This is a genomic window from Miniimonas sp. S16 (assembly GCF_057748195.1).
In genome coordinates this window covers 11,758-31,983 of record NZ_JBYLFS010000002.1, presented here as the reverse complement: position 1 = coordinate 31,983, position 20,226 = coordinate 11,758, and the positions used below count along the sequence as shown (strand labels likewise).

Sequence of the window (20,226 nt, the reverse complement as noted above, 5' to 3'; positions counted from 1 at the left end):
CTCGCGGTGCCCAGCCTGGGTCTCAGCGGGGGATGTGCCCTGCTCCTGGGCGGCGGCAGCCTCCCGTGGCGCGCGCTCACCGATGCCCGTCTCGTCAAGCCCGGCGGCGTCCTGGGCTGGTGGTCACCCGGCTGGCCACAGCCCGCGGCCGCCTTCACCGTGGCCGCACTGGTGGCCGCCCTCGTCCTGCTCACCCTGGCCGTGGCGATCGCCACGAGCAGTCCCACCCGTCCCCACGGGCTTCCCGAGAAGGAGTAGTCATGGCTGGCGAGACCGTCATCACCGTGATCGGCAACCTCACGGCCGACCCCGAGCTGCGTTTCACGCCGTCGGGGGCCGCCGTCGCGAACTTCACGGTGGCATCCACGCCCCGCGCCTACGACCGCCAGTCGGGGGAGTGGCGTGACGGCGACACGCTGTTCATGCGCTGCTCTCTGTGGCGCGAGGCGGCGGAGAACGTCGCGGAGTCCCTCACCAAGGGCACCCGCGTCATCGCCTCCGGCCGGCTCGTGCAGCGCTCCTACGAGACCCGCGAGGGTGAGAAGCGCACGGTCGTCGAGCTCCAGGTCGACGAGATCGGCCCCTCGCTGCGGTACGCGACCGCGAGGGTCACCCGCGCACAGCGCGGACCCTCCCCGAGCAGCGGCGGCTCCGCCGGCAACTCCGTGAACAACAGCGCAGGCAGGCTTCCCGGCACAGCAGCGAACGGCTCCGGCTACACCGACGACCCGTGGGCCAGCCAGCCCACCGGCGGCTACACCGACGAGCCCCCGTTCTGAGGCGCCTTAGCGCTAAGCACTGCATACAGATCGACCCGACCGAAGGAGTAGCAATGTCTCTTCCCACCGCGCCCGACGGCGATATCGACGAGACGACCGTGTTCAGCGAGCGCGTCCGGGAGTACAGAACCCTGGTGCATTCCCCCTGGGAGGACGCCTTGCAGGTCGGTGTCCCGGGATCGGGAGCCGAGGCCAACCAGGCGCGCCTCGAGCGAGCCCTGTCACTCAAACGCCTGCACAGCGAACTCACCGACCGCGTGTTCGCCTCGAACCCCACCGGCACCTACGACCCGACCCCAGAGGAGATATTCGGTCTCGACCACGTCATCGCCGCTGAGGGCGACCTCGGTCGAGTCCTCGCCGACCCCACGTTCGTCCCGTACCTCAACAGCGCGCTGCACCGCAACTACCGCGAGCAGCTTCGGGACTGGGAGCAGTACGAAGGAGATGGCGACTGGCCGCGTCCCCGCCGGCCCACACCCTCCGACCTCGCCGACGTGAGGGCAGACCTGCGCGAGGTCCTCGAACAGAGCGGTGCCCTCACCAGGCCCACCCTGGAGCCGGGCGGAGACCTGCCGCCCGTCGCGCCACAGCCCGGCGAACTCGCCACCCGGGCTGCCGCCCTACGGGAGACCGCAGTCGGCGAGCCCGCCGCCCACGAGCGCCCCGGCCTCGCGGCCCGGGCCGCGCAGCTGCGCGAGCTCGCCGCGCAAGATCGCGCCACCCCACCCGCACCACCGACCCCGCACGTACCGCCGACACCCAGCCAGGACCTGCGCCCATGAATGACGCCGCGATGTCGCTGGCGCGTGGTAGCAACGAGGACGTGGCCACGACCCAGGCGGAAGCGCCGCCGCGCACGTGCGCCTGACCGGTGGGGCAGCCAGCCCACCGGCGGCTAGCGACGAGCCCCGTTCTAGGGAGTACCACCTTGATCGACCCCCTGCGTACTGGGTCGCGTCTGCAAGCCGACTACGCCGCGGCCGCGGCGAACGTCGTCGAGATGGGCGTGACGTTCCAGCGCTGCGACGACGAGGCCTGGGATCAGGCGCTCACGCTCCAGCAGAGACTCCTGCCCGTGGGGACCGGCAGATTCAGCCGAGACCACTTCGTGCTCGGCGCGTACCTGGAGGGCCAGCTCATCGGATTCAGCGCCACACTCGCCACGGCCACCCCAGACCTCACGGTCCCCGCGAGCCACCACCTGCACTCGATGGGGGTCGACGCCCCGTTCCGCCACAACGGCATCGGGAGAGTCCTCGTCGAACTGCCGCAGTTCGAGCTCGAGCGCGTCTCAGGGCGCCGGCCGCTGATCTGGGGCGGCTGCTCCCTCCGACTCGTGAAGTTCTACCGGAAACTCGGATTCACCGTGTTCGAGGTGCACGAGACGGTGCCCCTTCCCCACGGACCCTTCCGCAACGGCAACGAGGACCACCCGTTCACGTTCTGGCGCGAAGGGTGAACCCCGCACAGCGCAATCTGCGCGACCCGGCGCTGCAACGCCGATACGCCAGCCTGACCGGGGCCGTCACCTTCGTCGACGAGAGCATCCGCCTGCCCGTGGACAGCCCGCAGGCGCGGCCGTTCTACCTCATGGCCGGCGTGACGTTCGACCACCGCGCCCTGGAGGACACCCGAGCTCGCATCGTCGACCTCGTCGACGAGCTCATGGGCGAGCGGTTCTGGCACTCCACCGAGGCACACCAAGTCAACCGCGACGACGCGATCACTACCCTCGCCTCCCACGTCGCAGAGACCTCGACGTGGGGCATCGTGACCGTCGAGACGAAGATCGAGCCGAACGACCCCGGCGGGCAACTCGCCCGACAAGCGTGCCTGGGCTCGCTCGCTCGCCACGTCAGCGCCGGCGGGCGCCCGGAAGCCACCCACCTGATCGTGGCCGACCGATCCGCCTACGCCGCGGTCAACGACCTCGATCAGGCCCTCATCCGACGGATGCGCTCCCGCGGAAGCATGCCGCGCGACGTCGCGCTCTACCACGGCCGCATGAGCACCGAACCGCTGCTGTGGACCGCCGACGTCGTGGCCTGGAGCGTTCGACGCACCCTCACCCACGACGAGACCTACCGGCTCGCCGACCTCCACGACGCACTCACGATCGTCGAGCCCCGCACCGGGAAGATCCTGAACATGACGAAGCCCCAGGCCGGGGCCGTTGCCGAACCCATCACGCCTGGGGCCCGAGAACCTGTCGGACCCTCACGGGCTGGAGGGGCTCTCGTTCCCTCCAGCGTAGACCCCACCCCAGACTCGGGCAACGGCCGCGTCCTGGCCGATCTCGCTGCCCGAGCCGCGCAGCTGCGCGAGCTCGCCGCACGCGATCGCGACACCCGACCCCCACCACCGACCCCGCACGTACCGCCGACACCCGGCCAGGACCTGCGCCCATGAACGACGCGGCGATGTCGCAGGCGCGTAGTAGGAACGAGGACATGGCCACGACCCCAGGCAGAAGCGCCGCCGCGCACGTGCGCATGGTGCAAGGGACCGATCCCCACCCGGGCTCGCCGTGACGCGCTCTGCTGCGGCGTCCGATGCCGGCACGCCCGGCACCGGTTCACCACCAGCGTCGGCACGACCGCGCAGCGCGCCGTCCTTCCGCTACGCCTGGCCTACGCCGACCCGCCCTACCCCGGACGAGCCCGCCGCTACTACGGCGCCCACCCGGACTACGCCGGCGAGGTCGACCACGCGCAACTGCTCGAGCAGCTCGCCGGCTACGACGGCTGGGCCCTATCGACAGCCGCCGACTTGCCTCCAGGAGGTCCTGGCGCTGTGCCCAGCCGGTGCCCGCGTCGCGGTCTGGGTCCGTGGGGAGCGCCCCAACCCCCGCGCCGGCCGACCCCTGAACGCCTGGGAGCCCGTCATCTACCACGGCGGGCGCATCCTCTCCGATTCGTCGACCAGGACCTCCAGCGACGCATCGAGCACCACCACAGCGCACGCCACGCCTCAGCCGACACCAGAGGAGTCGCGTGCACCAGGTGGACGACGGGTCGACGTCCTGATCCGTCGCCCTCGGCCGCGCACGACGGCTCCCGGGCACGTCACCGGCGCCAAGCCCGCCGAGTTCGCCCGCTGGATCTTCGACCTCCTCGGCGCCCTACCCGGGGACGACCTCACCGACCTCTACCCAGGCTCAGGCGGCATCACCACAGCCTGGACCGCCTACACCAGCACCCCGGAGAACCATCGAATGAGCGAGCCACGCGAATACACCGTGCTGCACCCGGCCGTGTCGGACCAGTCCGCATGAACCTGGATCCGAGCCCCGAAATGCCGCTCGGCGAAGCGTTCGCCCACCTCCTCACGCCCCTGATGGTGGCGTGCGTTCTTTTCGTTCTCGCGGCTGCCGCAGCGTTCATCGTTGCGTGGCGTCGAGACCGCGCCCGCCTCACGATGCTGGGACTCTCGACCGCTCTCTTCGGAGTCAGCGCCGTCTGCCTACTGTTCTGGATCAGCATCAAGAACGCCACCAACTGAACAACGGCACGTCGGCCTTGTCGAGCCGCCCTACGCCAATGAAGGGTCGCGTACCTATGGACGTCGATTTGGACTTGTTCGTCCGCTCCGAGCTCGCGCAGATCCGCGCGGCCGCCCAGGACTCCGCCGCTTCTCTCGCAGATGCCCTCAGGAGGCTGGTCGCACTTGCTGGCGATCTAGGCTCTCCAGAGTTGCTTGAGTGGGCAGAGCGTGAGCTGGCGGGCTATGGCCGCGTTCCGGGCGACGAGATGCCCGACTATCGACTCCCGCCCAGTCCAGTGGTGATGGACTTCGTCTCTCGTGCTGGGATCGCCCATGGGTTCGCCGTCACGCCCTACCTGGTCGGCGACGCCCTCTACGAGGAGATCTCTCAGTCGCAGGTTCGCTCCGGTGTGCGCCAGCTCGAAGCGATCGCCGCGGGGTCCGAGCCGCTGAGACTCGCTCTCCCTCTCCAGGGCGAACTCATGAGATTGATAGCCGGCAGGCTGGACCAGCCGGTGAACATCCAGCGGATCTACTGGACCCTCCCACCCCATGTCATCCTCGCAGTACTGGACCAAATCAGGACTCGCCTGATCAAAATGCTCTCGACTTACACGCTCGCCGTCCGATCTGCGCCGCCGGTCGAGGCGGCACGAGAGGCGCTCACCGTCGTGGTAGGTCCTGGCGCGACTGTCAACATTCCAGACGGCGCGCACTTCGCGCTACGAACGCCACGGTGGAGGACCGCCGTGGCCGCCGCGGCATGGTTCGTCGGAACGGCACTGACCGGGCTGGGCGCCTACTTCGCTTGGCTCCAAGTCAGTTCATAGCGAGTGAGCGCTGGCGTTGACGCCGTGCTCATGTCAGCTCTCCACCACCGCTTCGCTCCCGGTCGACCACCGATAATAGATATTATGTCACAACAACCGGGCATTGGTGCCCAAATGCGATCGCGCCGCGTTACAGCACCACTCCCCCGTTCACACCGAGCACCGCTCCGACCTGCAGTTTGACCTTGCCCGGAGCGAGGCGGCTCGGGCCGTGTGTCACCGGGCGCGACGAGGTCCTCCACAGCGCCGACGGGCCCCGAAGGCTGCCTCATCCAGAATCTGTCGAGTTCAGAGACGTGAGATCAGTATTTTCGCCCATACGAACAGTCGCAGTGGTTGCGAAGTCAGTTGTCCAGGTCGCAGTCACAACGCCTGGCATCGCTGCGAAGATCGGATAATCGGCTCTGACGTCGTCTCCGGTCAGGGTTGGGCGCCAATCGCAGGTCATGACGGACGAATTGTCTCGCACGCTCGCTATCCGCTGCAAGACCGAATTGAGTTGCACGCAGAGAGCCCACGTCACCAAGTCTTCATCCGGTGCGATGAAGCACCATCCGGGCCGGAACTCGGCCCCGTCGCCGTCATCTAGCTCCTGCTCCTGGGTCGCTAACAGCAGCGGAGCGAGGTCGTCCTGTGGGTTGTCTATCGGAGTCGAGCCCTCTGGAGAGAAAGCCGTCGCCGACTGTTCACCGACGAAGGCCACGCGTACATAGAACTGTCTAGTACTAACGGTATGCCAGTCGAACAGCTGGAACGACGACGAATGGTTTATAAGCGCCCGGAAGCTCCTGGCGGACCCGAGAAGACCCAACGAGTCTTCGGGAAACATAGCGTATGGCTCGTACCATTTCAGGAACTTCGCGACGCTACGATGGGGCACGTCCGCGAAGACATCCCTATGGCGCCTCATAACATTGGTCAACTTGTCAATGGAGGTATAGAATTGCTGGAAGTATTCAACAGTTGCCCGATAGAGTCTGTACTTCTGATTGATCGAGGGATAGTTCTGCGGGTAGAAGACACTCACGGGGCCGAACTCTCCCCGCGCGCGCTGCACCCCGTCGCGGAGTTGTAGCAGCTGCAGAAGCGCGTCACGCAGCGCCTCCAGAGCGGTGTGCTCAGCCGGCGACGGCCCCCAGTGTTCCGGCTCGTGAAGCCAGTGCTCCACGTAAGCCGGGCCGACACGGAACACATGCTCGGCTACCAGTCCGTCCTCACCTTCAACCATGCCTTGATCATGCACCGTGCTTCGCGGTCGCGCACCCTTCTGAGTGCACTGGCACGCCACGTGAGGATCGTGGGCGACGACTGCGCTCGGCTGGAAGACTCATCTGTCGTTGCCACTCGTCGTCGGACGCCCTCCGCGCGACCGCCTCGCGGTTGAGTGAGAGTTCGATCGCCGGGCGTCGCCTGCCTCAGCAGCCCGCAACAGGGCGTGTCGGGCCATCCCAATCAGCTCCGGACCGTGGGGTCATCTTGTGAGTATGGTAATCACCATCCCGCCGGGCACCAAGATAGCCGAATCGTGTCTACTCACCCGCGACGTCGCTCATCCACGCCTCTGTACGGATCCAGGAGACGCCCTCTTGATCGGGATGCTGAAATAGTGAGTCATCGTGCGGCTCAAGCACCCCTGTGTGCGCGAGGTACCATCCCAGTTCCTCCGGCGTCCTGTCGCGGAAGAGTTCTGGCCCTCTTTGAGCCTGCGTCCTCGTGAAACGAATACCTCTGAGTCGCGGTTGCCCGCGGAACGCGTAGACCACCTCGAGCGCATCCGGCGTCACCACCCTCACGCGCTCGACACGAGTCTGGTCTTCTCCTTGGCGAAAGTCCCGGTCGAGCGCAACTGTAAGCGCCTCGACGACGCGATCGGACCACGTCGACTCGATCCCGCGGGTCTCCATGCACACTACCTATCACGCCTGCGTATCCCCCGTCCAGTGCCTCGCGCGACTCCGCCCACACCAGGACGGGACAGCCCAGCCACGCTTCCGCCGTTCCGGACTCCATGGGGGGGCGCTGATGGGGCCTTCTGTTACGGGCATACCTGCGCCGTGAAGTCAGGGGCGCGCCTACGAGCAAGCTCCTACCTGCGAGGAGAGGAGGCGTGGAACTGCTACGCCACGTTGTTCACCCAGGACGGACACAAGGTTGTGTTCAAGCAGTACGCGGTAACCAGTCCGTAAGTTCCGCCTCCACTGACGGTCTTGAATTCAACGACGGCCTTCATTGAGACCGAGGCCTTCACTGGGCACTGCCCTCTGGCGTTGCATACGCGCCATTGCAGGTCGGCATAGTAGACCCTAGACGTGCCTTGCTTCTCCGAGGTCATGTTCCTCGGGTACTGCGTAGTAACCCGAACTGGTCCAGGGCTGGTGATGCCGTGCTTGGACTCGATCTTTGCTTTGACGTCCTTCCGAACGACGACTTCGCGTCCGCCATGGTCTTCCCACTTCCATGCAACCACCGACTTGCCCGCGGCGTCCAATTCGACCCCCGACGGATAGTTGGGATCGATCGGCTGCAGTCCAGGAATACTGGAATTGAAAGCGGGTGGAGTATACGATGGGGCCGACTCTACTTCTGAGCCGTCGTAATCCGTCACCACCACACCATCGGAGAGCGACATCCCGTCGGTCGTGATGATGATCGTTCCCTCAACGTACTGGGAGGAACCGTCCGGGGTATCGGCGACGGCGCTGGCCGCCAGCGATACCGATAAGGCCAATGCGATGGAGGTAGCCGCGGCGAGCGCTCGCCACTTCTCTGTCATAACGGACACGTATTCTCTCCTCGGATCTCGGTCCTTCTCGGGTCTCGTGTTCGGGCCATGCGCACGGTAGCGCGTCGCAAGGTACCTTCGCGTCCACTTCGGCTGATTTGCCAACCGCTTCTTGGGTTGCGGTGGGCTGATCAGGGACCGAGGCGCGGGCCGGAGTGGTGTGGTCCGGGCGGGCGAAGGTGGACAGGGAGCGGTGCCGGCGCGGTTGGGGTCTGCACTTGTTCTTGGGCGTGGCGTGCTGCTTCGGCTTGGCGGGCGGCCTCGATGCGTGCGAGCTCGCGCTGTCGGCGAAGTGCCTCCAGCTGGACCTCTTGCGCCGTGGCGGTCGGCGACGGCGGCGCAGTATCCGCCTGCGGGGGCGGAGTGATGCGGGTGAGTGCGGCCGCCGCGGCCTGGTAGGCGCGGTCCTGGACGCCCTCGTGGCGGTCTGGGGCGGGTCCAAGGGGGTCGGTGCCGGTGATGGCGTAGCGGTCGCGGTAGGCGGCGATCTCGCGCACGCTGGCCTGCCAGACCGCGAGGGTCTTCGCGTCGGCCGGCGGACGGTACAGCCGCCGTGACCATGCGGGCGGCGTGGGTCCTTCGACGTCGGCCACCAGTGCGTCCAGGCGGTTGCTGATGAGCTCGGCGTGCCGCTCCAGCCACGCTCGCACCTCGGGGTCGACCATGCGCTCGGGCGGCGCCACCACCACGGCGATTGTGGTGGCGGTCGTCGACGTGTCCTCGTCAAGGTCGCCAGCCGTGGCGGCGGCCGGTGTGCGTGCCTGGGTGAGGATCTCGTGCACGGTCTCGGCGGCGAGGTGCTCGGCGAGCACGGTCGCGACGTAGACGTCGGTCTCGGGGTTCTCGGGCAGGCGTGCGAGCGCGCCGGCCAGGTGCCGGGTCAGGGCGATGGCCTGCTCGACCTCCAGGTCGGGTGTGGTGTTGGTGGCCACGACGTGGTCGATGACGTCGTGGGTGAGCTGGCCGGGGTAGCGCAGCGCGAGGTCGAGCTCGCTGGCCCGGCCGGTCTCGACGAGCTCGCCGGGGTCCTTGGCCCCGTAGACCCGCGCACCCGCAGCAGTCGCGGCCTCGGTCGGGGTGAGGCGTTCCCACGCGCGCACGGTCGCTTCGCGGCCGCTCTTGTCGGAGTCGAACAGGAACACCGCGTTCCCGACGTCGCCGCCGGCACCGCGGACCAGGTCGAGCTGCTCATCCGTGAGTGCGGTACCGCACGGTGCGAGGGGCACGAGATCCTCACGACCGAGGGTGGCGATCGCGGCGACGTCGAGCGGTCCCTCGACGAACACCGCCCGCGCACCGGCATCGAGCCGGGTGGCCGCGTCGGCGCTCCAGCCGTGCAGGAGCTCGCGCTTGTGGAACGTGTCCCGTTCGGGGGTGTTGATGTACTTCGGTGCCCGCTCATCCACGACGTGCGGGTTGGCGCGGGCGGTGAACCCGACGACCTGACCGGCACGGTCGCGGATGGGCATGACGAGCCGGTCTCGGAACAGGTCGATCGTGCGCCCGTCCCGGGTGCGGGTGGTCACGCCGGCGGCGATCATGTCGTCCTCGCGGTAGCCGAGCTCGCGCAGGTGCGTGGTGAGAGCGTCCCAGGACGCGGGGGCGTAGCCGTGCTCGCACGCACCCTCCAGGCTGCGGCGGGTCAGGTACTCCCCCGTCCAGGATCCTTCGGTCTGCTGCTGCCACCACTGCCAGGTCTCGGTGGCGATCGCCACCGCCCGTTCACGCTCCACTGTCAGGACGACGGCGGCGGCGTCGCTGGTGTCGGGGTTCTCCGACACCTCCTGGTCGACGGGCTCGGCGCCGGGCTCGGCGGGAAGCTGTGCGGGGCCCACGAGCGAGAACGCGGCCAGGTGAGTGCCCTGCTCGACGTCGACGACGGCCGCGATGGCTGCCGAAACGAGGTCGCTCGCCTCGGTGGCATCGGTGGTCTCGGTGGTCTCGGTGGTGCGAGGGTCGGGCTCGAGTGTGGGGGGGTGGGTGATCCAGTCCGGCAGCGAGGCTCCCGGGGGTGCTGTGGGCTCGCCCAGCCGTGCCCGCAGGGCGCGGGCGGGCCATCGGGCGTCTTCGATCGGTCGGGCATCGGCGGCGATCCCCGCGGCGATCGCGGCGCCGATGTCGCGGTGCTCGGTGCGCTCGATCTCCAGCAGCCGAGCCCGCAGCTGTGGGTAGGACGGATCGGCCATCACCGCATCCGCCGTGACCCTCGGGAGGACGTGGCGCACGATCTCGTCGAGGCGCTGGTTCGCGGTGGGTTCTAGCAGCCGCGCGTAGGCGTCCTCGTAGGCCGGGACGAGCTGGGCGAGGGAGTGGGCGTGGTTCCACTCGGTCACCAGAGCCTGGAGCGCCGCAGGCGCTTCGTCGACGCGGGCGAGGACGCCTTCGAGGGTTTGCCGGATGGCGCGTGCCGGGTCGGGCTGGTGGTGCAGGTCGACCTCGAGCACCGCGTCGGTGACGGCGTAGAGGCGGTTCATGTACCGCCCGCGCGTGGCGCCGGTGTAGAGGTGGTTGCGGGTCATGGACTCATCCACCAGGAGGTGGGCGGCGTCCACGGTCATCCCCTGAACCCGGTGCACGGTGGCGGCGTAGCCGAGCTCGACCCACTCGGCCACGTACGCCGCCGGCAGCTTCGTGCGGGCCTTGGTGTCGCGGTGCACCACGGTGAGCGCGCCGTCGTGGTGGCGACGCGCCACGCGCCACAGGTCACCGTTCTTGACGAAGTCGCTCGGCCCGGTCCGCAGCCGCCGGTCGTTGCGGCGAGTCACGACCACATCGCCCGTTCCGGCGTGGCCGCCGTCGTGCAGTCCGACACCCTGACGCTCCACCACTCCGGCGATGACGCGGTCGCGGCGGGCGCGGGCGTTGAGCTCGACGACGACGTCGTTGGTCGCGGCGACCATGATCGCTGAGTCTCCCGCGGCCATGTCAGCGGTCCAGGCGGCGTAGACGTCTTCGATCATCGCCTCGCGTGACCCGCCACGGGTGCGGTCGTTGGTGACGTAGTAGTCCAGGCCGGTGGCGTCGCCCTCGCGCAGCTGAAGGGAGGCTCGGGCCTCGGCCTCGTTGATGGTCTTGCCGTCGGCGAGGAGGAACCGGTGGACCTCTTCCAGGTGAGCGGCGCCGACGTAGTGGTCGATCAGGCGCAGCGCTCCCCCGGCGCCGACGGCGGCCAGCTGCGAGGGGTCACCCAGGAGTCGGACGCTGGCCCCGTAGCGCTCGGCCAGCTCGAGCACGGCCGCGAGCTCGGGCGTGCCGGCCATGCCGGCCTCGTCGACCAGGAGCACCGAACGCTCGTCCAGGCTGTACTTCTCCTCGACCGCACCGGCGGGTAGGCGCCCGTCAGGGCCGGCGCTGCTGGCGGCGCGCTCGTGGACGTCGAGCAGCTTGTGCAGGGTGTCGGCCGCGACCTCGAGCTCCTCCCCCAGCACCGCGGCCGCGGCCGCCGACGGGGCAAGCCCGACAACACGTCCGCCTGCAGCCTCGACGGCGCGAGCGAACGCGCTCATCGCTGTCGTCTTGCCGGTGCCGGCGGGGCCGATGCCGGCGGCGACGCGGCGCCCGCTGGAGGCGAAGTGGGACGCCAGCGCACGCTGCCCGGGGTTGAGCGTGCGGCCCTTGGCGGCCTCGACCTGAGCGAGGGCCTGCGCGAACGTGGCCTCGTCGACCTGGAGTCCACCGGCCGACTGTGCGGCCGTCAGAAGGCGTTCCTCGGCGGCGAGCACGGCGCCGGAGGTGTAGATCTCCGAGCCGTGCACCCGGTAGATGCTCTCCCCGTCCGAACGGGTCAGTGCCTCGGCTGGAGAGGAGTTGAGTTCGGCCGGTGTGAGGGACACCGAGGCGGCGTGGGCGCGGTCGACGACGGCCGCCACGACGGCGCGTGCGCTCACGTGCGCGGGCGCGTTCTGCATCCGGCGTGAGGCGCGCACGACGCGCTCGGCCTCGGCTTGCAGGTGCCAGGTGTTCCACGTCGAGCGGTTCCGTGCGAGCCCCGTCAGGACCGCGTCGGCGAGCTCGTCGACGCTCTCGACGGACTCGGATGATTCGTGCGAGAGCGTGGTGGGATCCCCGGCCAGGGCGCGGGTCACCATCGCCTCGACACCATCGCGGCCACCGAGAACGCGCTCGGCCGTGGCACGCCACTGCGGGAGCCGTTGAGCCAGCCCGACACCACCCTCCTTGGCCTGCCGGGTTTCGAGCGTGGCCTGCTGGGCGAGCTTGAACTGGACCGCGCGCGGCGCCTCCCGGCCGTGCTGCTTGCGGTACTCCGCGAGCAGAGCCGTGTAGGCCGCCTCGACCTGATCGCGCCGCTGTGAGAATGCGGTACGGACCTCCTTGTCCACGCCGGCGATCTCGCGCACGGGTCGCTTGCCCTCGCGTCCCTCGGCGACGAACCGGACCCCGAGCCGCGCCTTCAACTCCTCCTCGATGAGGCTGTTGTACCGCTCGGAGGCAGCGACGCCGAGCGCGTGGATCACGCGGCCGTCCAGCGATCGCCACTGACCGTCGGCGCCCTGCACCTTGGTCGAGACCGCGACGTGCGTGTGCAGGTTGGGGTCCCCGGTCCGGGAGTCGAGGTGGTCGAACGCGGCCGCGACCAGGCCCTTGGTTTCGATCTGCCCGACCCCGCCGGCGCCCACGCGCGTGAGCGCGCCCTCGCTCTGGATCCAGTCCAGGGCTGCGCGCCACGACGCCGCGTGTGCCTGGCTGATCTGCTCACGGATCGCGGGATCGGCTAGCGCCCAGAGGGTGCTCACGCTCTTGACCGGGGTGAACACCAGGTCATATCCGGCGACCGCTGCGCGCTGCTCCGCACCCCGGGTGGCGAGGTAGTGCGCGACGTCTCCCTCAGCGGGTGCACGGCCTTCGTTGCGCTCGGTGACGATCTGAGTGGCGACCTGCCAGCGCAGCTGGTCGCGCTCCTCTCCTGCCTCCGGTGAGCGGTCATGCGAGAGGGCGAACTCCGCGTAGGCGGCGGCCAGGCGCTGCGGGTACTCATCGGTCTCGACGTCCTTGAACACCGGGAACCGGCGCCCGAGCCGGGCGTCCTTGAGCGCCTGCGCCGGTGTCATGCCCTGCGCGATCGTCGCGGCGATCTGCGCCTCGGCGTCCGGGTGCAGCCCCTCCCCGAACAGCGCCTGCATCTGCTTCTCCTCGACGCTCCCGGCGACGTCGAGAGCCTCCAGCCCGGCACCGACCCAGACACCAGGAGGGTTGCCGTTTTGGAGGTAGTAGTCCGAGAGCGACTGCCCCGGCGCGCGCGTCACATCCCCCGAGGCGACCTGCTTGGTGAGGTAGCTGTAGCCGTCTCCAGCGTGGAGCACGTGCACGGTCATCATCGCGACCGCCCGCTCCCCCGCGCGGTCTCTCCCAATGCGCCCGCGCGCCGGATCGAGCGGCGTGCCGCGCGATCGGGACCCACAGGTCGACCCCATTCCGTATCTGAGAACGGTTCCTAACTACGCGCCGGGGCGCGCCACACACTGTAGTGCAAGAGGTGTGTCCTGCTCTCTCTGTGAATTGCGGTTCTCCTCGCAGCCTGCCGTCTCTCGTGCGCCGTCGTCCACGTCAGCACCAACCTCGCTCCTCGCACGAGCGACGATTCCTCCACGTCCGTCACGGCCGTCGGTTCTCTCATCAGCAGGCCCCATCTCTCCGCTGGACGCCGTACGCTCATAGCGGCCACCCGGGACGAGCTAGGCAGAGCGCCGCCGGCGGTTTGGTGTTAGGTCTCGATCGGATGGGGACGGGTAGTCTGACGAACGCATGCTGCAACCGATCGACAGCAGGGAGCACCCCATGGCCACCGCACGCACCAGCAAGAACCTTGCCAACAGAGAGCGCGCGCGCGAGCGTCGCCTGACGCTCCAGGCTGAACAGATCAAGCGCGATCAACTCATCGATGAGCACACAGCCGACTTCCTCGACCTCGTGGATCAGCGTGAGGCGATCCGCGCCGATCTCGCCGCCTTCGACGCGAAGCTCGCGACCAAGCTCGCGGCCCTGATCAGCGATGGCGGACTCTCCGCCCGCGACGCCCAGGCACTGCTGGAGATCGACGCAGCCGAAGTCAAGCGCCTGCGCTCGCTCGCATCAGCGCACGAGGCGCCAACCCTCCCGACTGCATCCCCGGCGCACAATGGCGAGCCCACCCGCGCCGAGTGAGCGCCTGCGCCGAGCGCTCACTCACGGCGGCGTCGTCGAGCGCTACCGGGCCAAGGTGAGCATCGCGAACACCAACGAGTGCTGGTTCTGGACCGGTGCCGTATCCGGTCGTGGCCACGGCCGCTTCTGGGTGGAGGACGGGTTCGTCATCATCGCGCATCGTTTCGGCTACGCCCTCGCTCACGGCGTCGAAGCCCTGCCGCCGACGCTCGCGCACGGCTGCGACGAACCCCTCTGCCAGAACCCGAGCCCCGGCCACCTCAGCCCGTCCACGAACGAACGCAACCGCGCCGAGTGGGCATGGCGGCGACACACCCCAGGCAGTCCGCTGCGCGACGCACGAGGATCACGGGAACGAGCAACACAGCTGCGCAACGCCGCGCGCGCCGGCGGCGACGTCGAGCACGTCGCACAACTCGGCCTGCTCCCGGTAGACCGCGGGCAGCACCCGCTCTGGTGAGCAGATACCCGGCTCCACCCGGGCAGCGACTGAGCACTCCTACGCGACGCACATCACGAACAGGGAAGTGCAAGACGCTCGGGATGTCTGACCCGAGCAGCATCCTCGCCCCATGACAGGTGAAGGACGCGCCCGCTATTGGCCGTGCTCGGGGAAGGAGATGATTCCGATGGCCGACGCCGCACGGGAAGCGCCGGCAGCCGATCGCGAAGGTCAACGCCAGACCCGACCAGAGACACCGATCCCGGTACGCGTATGGATCGACTCCCACCGCTCGCGCTACCAGCTCGTGCAGGGCTGGGCGATCGCATGGACCAGCCGCCAGGTGCAGGTCCGCTACCTCGACCAGCACGACCGCCAAGGCCACACCTGGGTCTGGGCCAACGCCGTCACCCGCACCTAGAACGCGCGTGGCGCGAGCCTCTAGACGAAGCCGGCGAGGACGCCGACAAGGGCGGGCTCCAGGAAGCGGCGACTACGCGTCCGCGTGACCGCACGGACCTGTGTGAAGCAGTGCGAGGGCCAGCCCCGACCGGGAACTGGCCCTCGCGAAGGAGTCTCTCGTTGGCTAGAGAAGCGCGCAGGTCTGTCCCCAGTCGGAGTAGGAGGCGGCACCGTTGTGCTTCCAGATGTGAGCGGAGTAGGCAGCGCTCTGGGTCTGGGCCTTGGATGTGGTGTTCGTGGTGTTCGCGCTCCATGCTTGCGCCGGGCCGGTGTGCCAGGTGGTCCCCGTCGGGCAACCGATCGCCGCCGTATCGATCATGTAGATGCGCATGTACCCGGTGACCGCCCCGCTGCCTCTGTAGTTCCACGAGGAGTAGACGCGTCCACCGGACTTGTAGATGCAGATGGTTCCCGGGCCGTGCGTCTGTGAGTTGCACTGCTGCGGACCAGCGGGCACCGACATGGGCGCGATGGTCGGGACGAGGAGCGCGCCGGCCGAGCCGGCCGCGACCTCGCAGGTCTCGTTCAGGTCGACCCGGACGGTCACAAGGTCGGCGGGGGCACCCATCGAGAGGTTGTAGCCGGGATCGATCTCGTCGACGATGCTGACCTCCAGGAGCGTGCAGCCCTTGGCCGCAGACTGCCCCGCCCAGTCCATCGCCTCCACGGAGGCGCGGTCACGCTCGACCCACTCCTCCCACTCCGCGCGAGGAGCTCCCTTCTTCGGAACGCCGGGAAGGTTCTCGTCCTCGGCGGCCCCGACGCTCGCAGCGCTCGCGGCGGGTTCATCCGTCGCCAAGGCGGGTACTGCCGCTCCGATCAGCGTCACGCTGAGGACACCGAGCATTGCGAAGAATCGCTGTCTGTGTCGCATCACTATCCAATCGCTCGAGTGGGGGTTCATCTCCGCCTATTGCGGCGGGGTTCGTGAACCTACTCACACGATCAGCGGCAATCAATCGGAATGAGTGTGTAATTACCCCTCGAAAGCGGCAATGCTTAGATTTGTGGTGCTCGTTGATCCGCTCGTCATGGTGAGCGTTGCGACGTCCTGGAGGGTGGTCGTGGCGGGGAGCCAGGCGGACCACCAGCCGTTGGTGACGGTGGCGTGGATCGCGTCGCCCGTGGTGGTCAGCAGCGTGACGGCGCTGACCTGCGATCCCGCGCGACCGTAGGCGGAGGTGTAGGAGCCGGCGGGCTCGGACCCCTCGGCGGCCCAGCTGGTCGTGCCGTTGGCCACCACCGTGATCCCGGTGGCCGCGGGCGTCGCGAGCGGCTGTGCGGGGTTGAACCCGGCGTTGCCGGCAGCGATCACGTCGACGCCGTTGCTGGCGAGGCCGACGAAGCAGTCCAGCCAGCCGTACTCGTTGGCGGCGATGAGGTGGGCGTGGGAGCCGCGCACATCGATGGTGACGAGCTCGACGTCGTGCATCACGATCTCGCCGCCACTGTCGTTGCTGGACCGGACCTCGGGGATCTGGAGTGGGCACGCCGCGATCGCCCGCTGCGTGAGGTCGGTGGTGGGTGGGGTCGGTGAGGGGGTCCAGTCGGCGAACGCCGGCGTGGGCGTGGCCAGCGTGGTGGCCACCGTGACGACGACACCAACGACTAGAGCAGCTGCCACGCCCCACGCGCCGCGGCGCAGGACCGCCACGCGCTGGGCGGAGCCAGTCGCCGCGGGCCGCGCGGCACCGTCTGCGGGGGTGAGACGCGGGGAGTTGAGGATCGCCACCAGCGCGGCGTCGTCCTCGCGGGCGTCACGGTCGACGTTCCGGTCGGGGTCACTGTCAAGGAACCACTGCGGGAGCCGGTCACGAGACATTCGGAACTCCTTCCGAGCGTGGGGTGATGGGGTAGTCCGGTGAGCTCGCACGAGCTCGGAGCAGATGGCGCCGAGCTCGGTAGAGCCGGACGGCGAACGTGGCTGGCGTGCAACCCAGGACAGCCGCAGCCTCGGCGTTGCTCAGACCGTCCCAGCCAACGAGCATCAGGACCTCACGGTCGTTCGGGGACAGAGACAGCCATGCGAACCTCTCCGCAGCTCGCTCGATGACCTGCTCGGCCACGTCGGACTCGACACGGTCCTCCTCGGCGAGCGTCGCGGCGCGGACCAGCAACTGGTCTTGACGCGTCCGCCCTCTGGACTGAGTCAGCAGGACGTTCCGCGCCGTCACGAACAGCCACGCGCGAGGTTCCGCCGGGACGTCCTCGCGACGTCGCCAGGCCGTCAGGAATGTCTCGGACGTGACGTCCTCGGCAAGCTCAGGAACACGACGATGCACAAAGTGATAGATATCCGCCGAGTGCTCCACCCATAAGGCGCGCATCCACGCCTGCGCATCATCCACCCTCGCCTCACCTCCCAGCGCCTGCCGATCCCTACAACTACGACATTGCCGTCTACCGGCCGATCATTACCCCCCCTCCCAGAAAGACGTGGCAGGTATGGGAGAGAGGTTGGAGAGGACCCCGACTCCTACCCGCTCACACCACCCCGTCCACCCATGTGGCCCTCGATACTCATCACCCGCGCGCTGGTGAGCACGCCCAGAGGGCTCGTCTCCAACACAACGACCCCGCCGCAGAGGGTTCGATTGCCTGGTATCTGCGGTGGATCAGGACTTCTTGCCCTGCTGCTGGCGCAGCTCGGTGATGCGCTCCTCGTACAGGGCGCGGACCTCTGCGACCCGCTCGGTGGCGGTGCGCTCGGCCAGGGCGGCCGCAGCCGTGGCGGCGGCCTGCTCGGCGTGCAGCTGGGCTGTGAGTGCGGCGACCTCGGCGCGTGCGCCGGCGTGGTCGTTCTCGAGCCCGTGGATGCGCTCGTCGCGCTCGGTGACTTGGGCGCGCAGCTGGTCGCGTTGCGCGGCCGTCTCCTCGATCCGCACCTGCGCCTGCGCCAGGGCGGTGCGCTGGTCGACGGCCTGGGCCTGTAGCACCGCCAGGGCCTGGTCGCGCTCGTCGAGCGTGCGGCGCAGGTCGACGCCGTTGGCCTCCGCCTGCGCGGCCCGCGCGGTCTCGGTGTCAACCTGCGCGCGCAGCGTGTCCGCGGCCGCGGTCTGCTCGGTCAGGGCGGCGCGCATCTGGTCGAGGTCGGTGGCCAGGCGCTCGGCGTCGGACTGTGCCGCGGACAGTGCCTCGCTCACCTGGCGCGCCTGCGTCAGCGCGGTGTCGCGCTCCTCGAGGAGTTCGGCGACCTGGGCGGTCAGCCGCTCTGCTTCCTCCTGGGCCCTGGTCGCGATGCGCTCGGCCGCTTGGGCCGCTTCACGCGCCTGCGTCTCTGCCGACAGGGCCTCCTCCGCGGCTGCCTCGGCTTCGTCGCGCAGCTGCTCTGCCTCCCCCGCAGCGGCCTCTGCACGCCGGCGGCGGGTCTCGGCCTCCGCGGCGAGTGCCCGGGCCTCGGCGGCCCGCTGCTCGGCTGATGCGGAGACGCTCTCGAGCTCGACCTCGACGGCCTCGACGTCGCCCAGCGTGCGCAGCTCGGTCACGACCTCGGTGGTCATCGTCGCCAGGGCCGCGACGGCCGCCTCGACACGCTCGACGAGCAGGCCGGCCCGCACTCGCGCGAACGTGACGGGCTCCTCCGACGCCGCGGTGGTGGTGTCGGCGTCGCCGCCGGCCGCGGCGTCGCGCCGAGCACGGAACGCGGCGGCGCGGGTGTGCGACGGGTCGTCGCAGTACGCCGGCGGTCGCCCCCGCCCGTCGCCCTCCTCCGCCGGCCGGGTACAACCCGGGAACCGGCACGTGCGCGTTGCGATTCGTTCTGTTTCGTTTCGTTCCGTCATACCGTTATCGTATCAACCCGGACGTAACGAAAACAACCCTGTGACTGTTGGGTGTTTCGAGCCGGCGGAGCAGGCAGGCTCGGGGGGCCGCGCGGGCTCGTCTGGCCGACGGCGGTCGCGATGGGTCGCGTCGACGAAGCGTGGTCCTCGACGGACCCGCGGTCCACGGCGTGAGGCTGGTGAGCAGCCGCGGAACCCTCCGTGGCGTGAGGCGACGTCGAGCGTTTCGTCGCAGTCGCGTCGGTTCCCCGGGGGACTGGGTCAGGGCGTGATCGTTGGGCCGGGGTTCGGCGGTGGCAGGCGTGGCGGCTCTGGGCCGCGTGGTGGGTCGAGCTGCGCGGCGAGGTCGCGCACGCGGTCGGGTAGGGGCGTGAGGGTGGCGCCGATCCAGGCGTCGTCCGCGGCCGCGAGTGACGCCATCGCGGCGGGGTCCTGCACGATCGCGCGGACCTGGGTCGAGGGCGTGGCGTGCTGGATGAGCTGTCGAACTTGTTCGGAGAGCTCCTCGTTGCCGGAGGCTTCGGCGATCCAGTCCGCGAGGGTCGGGGTCGGTGAGGTGGCGTAGACCAGGGCGGCTGTGGCTGAGCGCAGGGCGGCGCCGTCCTCGATGTGGGCGACGCGGTGGGCTTGGACCATGGTGTCGACGCGTCCGCGGTCCTGGACGCACTCGTGGGCCAGGCTGCTGCGCACGATGGGGTCGGTGAGCAGGTAGGCCAGGCGAGCCACCTCGATGCCGTCCAGTGGTCCTCTGGTGGCGCCGAGGATGTCCAGGGTGCGCAGGGCCAGGTTGTGGCGCGTGCGGGGCGTGAGACGGTCCAGGGTGGCCTTCTGGGTGTGGGTGAGGCGGGGGGCGTCCTCGACGACTCCGGGGCCGGTGGCGAGTTCGTAGCGTTCGGTGAGTGCGGTCCAGGTGAGTGCGGGCTCGGGGTAGCCGGCGGCGAGGATGTGCAGGGGTGGTGGCGGGGTCGCCCGCCAGGGCCCGGGGTCGTGTCCGGGGCGCACTCTGCGGTGCTCGGCGCCGTGGACCTCGACGAGATCCACGGCCGTACCTGCCGCGACGGCGGCCTCGGCGAAGGTAGCGAGCTGGTCGACGGTGTCGGGTGGGCCGGTGACTACGAGCACGTCGACGTCGGTGTCGCGCAGTTCGCTGGTGAACCGGTCCACGAAGGCTGGCCGGTCGACGTAGTCGAGCATCGCGGTACCGACGGCGACTACTCGGCCACCACGTGTCGCGAGCCAGCCGCAGCGCTCGGGGCCGGGGTAGAAGCCGAGGATGCGGGGTTGGGTCGCGACGGCTTCGCCTCTGGTGCGTGGCGCGGGTCCGAAGTCGAAGGTCACGTGCTCTGGTCGTCGGCGTCCGCGACGGCGTTGATCCAGACCTCGGGGTCAGGTCGCGGCTCCCGCGGGGCGGGGAGAGCGCGTTCTTGCTCGAGCAGCTGCGCGAGGCCGTGCTCGATCGTGCCGGGGATCTCGCTCGGCTTCTTCGGTTCGCTCATCGTCG

Annotated in this window: 19 protein-coding genes; 10 read left to right on the top strand and 9 right to left on the bottom strand. The window is 69.2% G+C overall.

Annotation, left to right across the window (positions count from 1 at the left end):
- Positions 1–6: 6 nt before the first annotated feature.
- The 7 genes from AC3AQ1_RS16410 (at position 7) to AC3AQ1_RS16380 (ending at position 5,095) form a co-directional block, all read left to right on the top strand.
- A complete protein-coding gene (locus tag AC3AQ1_RS16410; protein ID WP_108720342.1) occupies positions 7–258 on the top strand; it encodes a hypothetical protein in 252 nt (83 codons plus the stop codon).
- Positions 259–260: 2 nt separating this feature from the next.
- Complete coding sequence (locus AC3AQ1_RS16405; RefSeq protein WP_108720341.1) at positions 261–779, top strand: single-stranded DNA-binding protein; 519 nt, start codon at positions 261–263, stop codon at positions 777–779.
- Between the two features lie 53 nt (positions 780–832).
- Positions 833–1,564, top strand: a complete 732-nt coding sequence (locus AC3AQ1_RS16400; RefSeq protein ID WP_108720340.1) for a hypothetical protein — start codon at positions 833–835, stop codon at positions 1,562–1,564.
- A gap of 146 nt (positions 1,565–1,710) precedes the next feature.
- Entirely contained in the window at positions 1,711–2,241 is a 531-nt protein-coding gene (locus tag AC3AQ1_RS16395; protein WP_108720339.1) for a GNAT family N-acetyltransferase, read from the top strand.
- Positions 2,238–3,191 carry a hypothetical protein gene (locus tag AC3AQ1_RS16390; protein WP_108720338.1) on the top strand — a complete coding sequence of 318 codons (954 nt, stop codon included), beginning with the start codon at positions 2,238–2,240 and terminating at the stop codon, positions 3,189–3,191. Before AC3AQ1_RS16395 ends, AC3AQ1_RS16390 begins: the two co-directional genes overlap by 4 nt.
- Positions 3,192–4,052: 861 nt before the next feature.
- The gene (locus tag AC3AQ1_RS16385) at positions 4,053–4,283 is read left to right on the top strand and encodes a hypothetical protein (RefSeq protein WP_159096623.1); all 231 of its coding nucleotides are present in this window, start codon (positions 4,053–4,055) and stop codon (positions 4,281–4,283) included.
- Positions 4,284–4,339: 56 nt separating this feature from the next.
- Positions 4,340–5,095: an AbiTii domain-containing protein gene (locus tag AC3AQ1_RS16380; RefSeq protein ID WP_108720336.1), complete on the top strand. Its 756-nt coding sequence runs from the start codon at positions 4,340–4,342 to the stop codon at positions 5,093–5,095.
- Positions 5,096–5,363: 268 nt separating this feature from the next.
- Here AC3AQ1_RS16380 and AC3AQ1_RS16375 read toward each other — a convergent pair whose 3' ends face one another.
- The 3 genes from AC3AQ1_RS16375 to mobF all read right to left on the bottom strand — a co-directional run bounded on the left by AC3AQ1_RS16375 (position 5,364) and on the right by mobF (position 13,210).
- A complete protein-coding gene (locus AC3AQ1_RS16375; RefSeq protein WP_108720335.1) occupies positions 5,364–6,323 on the bottom strand; it encodes a hypothetical protein in 960 nt (319 codons plus the stop codon).
- Between the two features lie 888 nt (positions 6,324–7,211).
- Entirely contained in the window at positions 7,212–7,877 is a 666-nt protein-coding gene (locus tag AC3AQ1_RS16370; protein WP_159096622.1) for a hypothetical protein, read from the bottom strand.
- 131 nt (positions 7,878–8,008) lie between these two features.
- A complete protein-coding gene (gene mobF / locus AC3AQ1_RS16365) occupies positions 8,009–13,210 on the bottom strand; it encodes a MobF family relaxase (protein WP_304595776.1) in 5,202 nt (1,733 codons plus the stop codon).
- 430 nt (positions 13,211–13,640) lie between these two features.
- On the opposite strand from mobF, the gene AC3AQ1_RS16360 reads away from it, so the two are divergent.
- The 3 genes from AC3AQ1_RS16360 to AC3AQ1_RS16350 all read left to right on the top strand — a co-directional run bounded on the left by AC3AQ1_RS16360 (position 13,641) and on the right by AC3AQ1_RS16350 (position 14,902).
- Positions 13,641–14,039 carry a hypothetical protein gene (locus AC3AQ1_RS16360; RefSeq protein WP_108720332.1) on the top strand — a complete coding sequence of 133 codons (399 nt, stop codon included), beginning with the start codon at positions 13,641–13,643 and terminating at the stop codon, positions 14,037–14,039.
- Entirely contained in the window at positions 14,014–14,499 is a 486-nt protein-coding gene (locus tag AC3AQ1_RS16355; RefSeq protein WP_108720331.1) for a hypothetical protein, read from the top strand. The genes AC3AQ1_RS16360 and AC3AQ1_RS16355 overlap by 26 nt, the downstream gene beginning before the upstream one ends.
- Before the next feature lie 169 nt (positions 14,500–14,668).
- Positions 14,669–14,902 (top strand): hypothetical protein, encoded by a 234-nt coding sequence (locus AC3AQ1_RS16350; RefSeq protein ID WP_159096620.1) that lies wholly within the window; start codon positions 14,669–14,671, stop codon positions 14,900–14,902.
- Between the two features lie 165 nt (positions 14,903–15,067).
- Here AC3AQ1_RS16350 and AC3AQ1_RS16345 read toward each other — a convergent pair whose 3' ends face one another.
- The 6 genes from AC3AQ1_RS16345 to AC3AQ1_RS16320 form a co-directional block, all read right to left on the bottom strand.
- The gene (locus AC3AQ1_RS16345; protein WP_159096619.1) at positions 15,068–15,772 is read right to left on the bottom strand and encodes a hypothetical protein; all 705 of its coding nucleotides are present in this window, start codon (positions 15,770–15,772) and stop codon (positions 15,068–15,070) included.
- Positions 15,773–15,919: 147 nt separating this feature from the next.
- Positions 15,920–16,765, bottom strand: a complete 846-nt coding sequence (locus AC3AQ1_RS16340) for a hypothetical protein (RefSeq protein ID WP_108720329.1) — start codon at positions 16,763–16,765, stop codon at positions 15,920–15,922.
- On the bottom strand, positions 16,755–17,291 hold the full coding sequence (locus tag AC3AQ1_RS16335; protein WP_108720328.1) for an RNA polymerase sigma factor: 537 nt from the start codon (positions 17,289–17,291) through the stop codon (positions 16,755–16,757). Before AC3AQ1_RS16335 ends, AC3AQ1_RS16340 begins: the two co-directional genes overlap by 11 nt.
- A gap of 267 nt (positions 17,292–17,558) precedes the next feature.
- Positions 17,559–18,725 carry a hypothetical protein gene (locus tag AC3AQ1_RS16330; protein ID WP_108720327.1) on the bottom strand — a complete coding sequence of 389 codons (1,167 nt, stop codon included), beginning with the start codon at positions 18,723–18,725 and terminating at the stop codon, positions 17,559–17,561.
- Between the two features lie 261 nt (positions 18,726–18,986).
- Positions 18,987–20,063: a hypothetical protein gene (locus tag AC3AQ1_RS16325; protein WP_108720326.1), complete on the bottom strand. Its 1,077-nt coding sequence runs from the start codon at positions 20,061–20,063 to the stop codon at positions 18,987–18,989.
- Positions 20,060–20,221, bottom strand: a complete 162-nt coding sequence (locus AC3AQ1_RS16320; RefSeq protein ID WP_159096618.1) for a hypothetical protein — start codon at positions 20,219–20,221, stop codon at positions 20,060–20,062. The genes AC3AQ1_RS16325 and AC3AQ1_RS16320 overlap by 4 nt, the downstream gene beginning before the upstream one ends.
- Between the last annotated feature and the right edge of the window lie 5 nt (positions 20,222–20,226).